3 protein-coding genes and 1 pseudogene are annotated in these 3498 nt (G+C 70.2%); 3 read left to right on the top strand and 1 reads right to left on the bottom strand.

Annotated elements, in window-relative coordinates; translation table 11 throughout:
• Nucleotides 1–1238, bottom strand: a 1238-nt coding sequence (locus tag VF794_RS09890; protein ID WP_414640893.1) for a choice-of-anchor D domain-containing protein, incomplete at its 3' end; no start/stop codon positions are given.
• Between the two features lie 329 nt (nucleotides 1239–1567).
• Here VF794_RS09890 and pssA point away from each other — a divergent pair.
• The 3 genes and pseudogenes from pssA to VF794_RS09875 form a co-directional block, all read left to right on the top strand.
• On the top strand, nucleotides 1568–2209 hold the full coding sequence (gene pssA / locus VF794_RS09885; protein ID WP_331109089.1) for a CDP-diacylglycerol--serine O-phosphatidyltransferase: 642 nt from the start codon (nucleotides 1568–1570) through the stop codon (nucleotides 2207–2209).
• Between the two features lie 57 nt (nucleotides 2210–2266).
• The gene (gene thiD, locus VF794_RS09880) at nucleotides 2267–3079 is read left to right on the top strand and encodes a bifunctional hydroxymethylpyrimidine kinase/phosphomethylpyrimidine kinase (RefSeq protein ID WP_331109088.1); all 813 of its coding nucleotides are present in this window, start codon (nucleotides 2267–2269) and stop codon (nucleotides 3077–3079) included.
• A gap of 89 nt (nucleotides 3080–3168) precedes the next feature.
• Nucleotides 3169–3498, top strand: a pseudogene (locus tag VF794_RS09875) (hypothetical protein); the annotation flags it as partial.

Genomic DNA, 3498 nt, shown 5'->3' with positions numbered 1-3498 from the left:
CCGGGCAGCAGCCGGTGAGGCAGTTTCAGCGGCGTGGCGTTGAACTGCACGTCCGGGGACCCGTCCAGGTTGTGGAAGTCGAGCCCATGGATGGTGAGCGGGCCCCCGTTGGAGGAGCCACAGTTCTTCACGTTCACCACCACGGCCGTCTTCGAGCCGATCGGCTGGCGCCCGAAGTCATGCGCGAGCGGCGACACGCACAGCTCCGCCGCGCCGCCGTAGCCACGCAGTTCCACGTCCGTGGTGGGGTTGCGCTTGCTCACCACGTGGAAGAAGGCCTTGTCCTCGGCCGGCCCCATGTGCCCCGGGCTGTAGCGCAGGTCCCACTCGCGCGTCTCGCCGGGCCCCAGCACCAGCGGCAGGCCGCTCGGCCCATGGCTGAACGAGGCATCCGTGCCCGCCAGCCGCAGCTCCGTCACCGTCATCGGCTCGGTGCTGATGTTGTGCAGGCGCGCCTTGAGGAAGCGGTCCTTGTCCACGGGAATGGAGCCGAAGTCGAGCAACGGCGGCTCGGCCACCACCGCCCTGTCCAGCGACTCGGCCGCCACGTGCACCGGCACGTCCGCGCAGCCACGGCACGGCGACACCGCCAGTGCCACCTGCTTGCGCCCCACCCGCCCCGGCGAGAACGTGAAGGGCACCTCGCGCTGCTCCCCCGGCCCCAACGTCAGCGGCTCGGCGGAGAACTCGTCCCGGTCCGCTCCCAGCAGCTTGGGCATCACCTCCACCGGCAGGTCCGTGGGGTTGGTGACGGTGAACGTCATCGTCTTGCTGGACTCTGCCTCGATGCGCCCGAAGTCGAGCTGCCTCGGCGACACGCGCGCCCAGGCGTCCACGCCCGAGCCCTGGAGCCGGACACGGATCAGCGGCTCGCGCTTCGCGTCAGAGCGCACCACCAGCGTGCCCGGCAGCGACGTCGCCTCCCCTGGAGTGAAGCGCACCCGCAGCGCGCACTCGCCCCCCGGGATGAGCATGTGGGGGCCCTCGTGGGTGAAGTCCACCTTCCAGGCCCCCGCGGGACCCTCCACCCAGGCCTCGTCCACCGTGATGCGGGCCCGGCCGACGTTGCGCAGCACCACCTCCGCTTCACGCCCGTCGAAGACCGCCACCCGCTGGAAATCCAACCCTCCAGGCGTTGCCGTCAGTCGGCCGTCGGCAATGGCCGGCCGATCCCGATCGGCACAACCCACCAACACCCCCAACACTGCGAGGACCCAAAGGCCCCAGCGCCCGTTCATGGCTCCCATTCCCCTTCCCACCCCCACGCCCACCCACCCCGGAACCCACACGAGGGCCCCGAGGGAACAGGGTGCGAAGCTAGGCACCCACCGTGGGGGGGGCAACGGCCCACGCCAGGGCAGATGTCCGCCACGGAAACTCCCCGCCACGTGCCTGGCCGCGCGCTGTCACCTTCCGGTCGGATCAGGCTCGGCCCCTCGCTCCCTCATGCCGGGCGGCACGTCGCTTGCCCGGGGCGCGGACCAACATCCGCGTAAAGAAAGCGGCGAAAACCACCAGATGCGCTAAGCCATGGGGCCCGAGCCCCCCTGGGCCGCGGAGGGACCGCATGACGCCGGAGTCGCAGCAGAAACGTGAGCCGCGCCACTTCTCGATGATCCGCACCTTCACGCCCGCGGACTTCGTCACGTTGGGCAACGCCTTCTCGGGCGCGGGAGCCATCCTGGCGCAGATGCAGTACCTGGCCACCAACCAGCCACGCTGGCTGTGGCTGGCCTTCGGGTTGATGCCGCTGGCCTTCATCCTCGACGCGCTCGACGGGCGCATCGCGCGCTGGCGCTTCCAGTCCTCGCCCCTGGGCGCGGACCTGGACTCCCTGGCGGACGTCATCTCCTTCGGCGTGGCCCCCGCGACGCTGGCCTTCTCCATGGGGATGCGCGGCGCGCTGGACGTGGTGGTGCTGCTCTACTTCGTGGGCTGTGGCGTCAGTCGCCTCGCGCGCTTCAACGTCACCGCCTCCAGCCTCTCGGACAACACGGGCAAGGTGAAGTACTTCGAGGGCACCCCCATCCCCACCAGCCTCGCGTTGGTGCTGGTGCTCGCCGTCCTCTTCTGGCGAGGCCACTCCGGAGACGTCATCCCCTTCGGCGTGTGGGACGTGGGGCCCTTCCAGCTCCACCCCCTGGTGCTGATGTACTTCGCCAGCGGCAGCGCGATGATCAGCAAGACGCTGCGCATCCCCAAGTTCTGAGGGGGCGCGAGGCGTTTACTCGTAGTCGACTACGAGTGAGCTGGGTATCTTCTCCGGATGGAGTCTCCCAGGAAGGTAGCGACCGCGCTGACGATCGCGGGCTCGGACAGTGGGGGTGGCGCGGGCATCCAGGCGGACCTGCGCACCTTCGCGTTCCACCGCGTCCACGGCACCAGTGCGCTCACGGCGCTGACGGCCCAGAACACCCTCGGCGTCACCCGCGTGGACGTGATGCCCCCCGAGTCCGTGGCGGCCCAGATGGAGGCGGTGGTGGCCGACATCCGCGTCGATGCCGCCAAGGTGGGCATGCTGGTCAACCGGGAGATCATCTCCACGGTGGCCTCGCGGGTGAAGGCGTTGGGCCTCACCCCGCTCGTCGTGGACCCCGTCATGGTGTCCCGGGCCGGCTCCCGACTCATCGCCGACGAGGCCGTGGAGGCGCTGAGGGACCTGCTCCTGCCGCTGGCCACCCTCGTCACCCCCAACCGCCACGAGGCCCAGCTCCTGGCGGGCCTGGAGCTCCACACCCTCGCGGACATGGAGGAGGCGGCGCGCCGCATCCACCGCCTCGGGCCCCGGGCGGTGCTCGTCAAGGGGGGCGCGATGCCGGGTGCCCTGCGTGGCACCGATGTCTGGTTCGATGGCCAGCGGCTGGAAACGCTGCACCTGGCCTCGGTGGAGACGCCCAACACGCACGGCACCGGGTGCACGCTGTCGGCCGCCGTCGCCGCCAACCTGGCCCTTGGCCATGAGCTGCTCGAGGCCACCCGGCTCGCCAAGGAGTACGTCACCCGGGCCCTCCAGCATCCGCTCGCCGTGGGTCGGGGCAACGGCCCCATCGGCCACTTCTTCCCGTTGCTCGGCTCCTGAGCGTCCGGACATCGGCGCGAAGCCGTTCCCCTGGCGAGCGCGCCCCGGGAAGCACCCAGCCCCATGGCTCTGGGGTAGCATGAGGCTCCGTGAGCACCTCCCTGGGCCAACAGAAGACCGACCCCGGTCACACCGCACAGCGGGAGATGCAGGCCAGCAACCGGCTGCTCCAGGCCCTCACGGAGGCGCAGCAAGAGCTCATCCAGGGCAGCGACACGCACCGCCTCTTCAACAAGCTGCTCGGGGTGCTGCTCCAGCTGACGGACAGCGAGTACGGCTTCATCGGCGAGGTGCTCCGCAAACCGGACGGAGCGGCCTACCTCCGCGCCCACGCCATCACCAACATCGCTTGGACGGACGAGCTGCGGCAGCTCTACGACCAGAAGGCCGCGCTGCTCGGCCTGGAGTTCCACAACCAC

It is taken from the genome of Archangium sp., assembly GCF_036389735.1.
GTDB lineage: Bacteria > Myxococcota > Myxococcia > Myxococcales > Myxococcaceae > Archangium.
The sequence above is the reverse complement of the archived record's forward strand: the minus strand, read 5'-3'. Positions and strand labels throughout refer to the sequence as shown.

What these genes read in the sequence shown, in the direction of transcription:
- pssA (WP_331109089.1), top strand. Translation starts at nt 1,568, where the DNA reads ATGACGCCGGAGTCGCAGCAGAAACGTGAGCCGCGCCACTTCTCGATG.
- thiD (WP_331109088.1), top strand. Translation starts at nt 2,267, where the DNA reads ATGGAGTCTCCCAGGAAGGTAGCGACCGCGCTGACGATCGCGGGCTCG.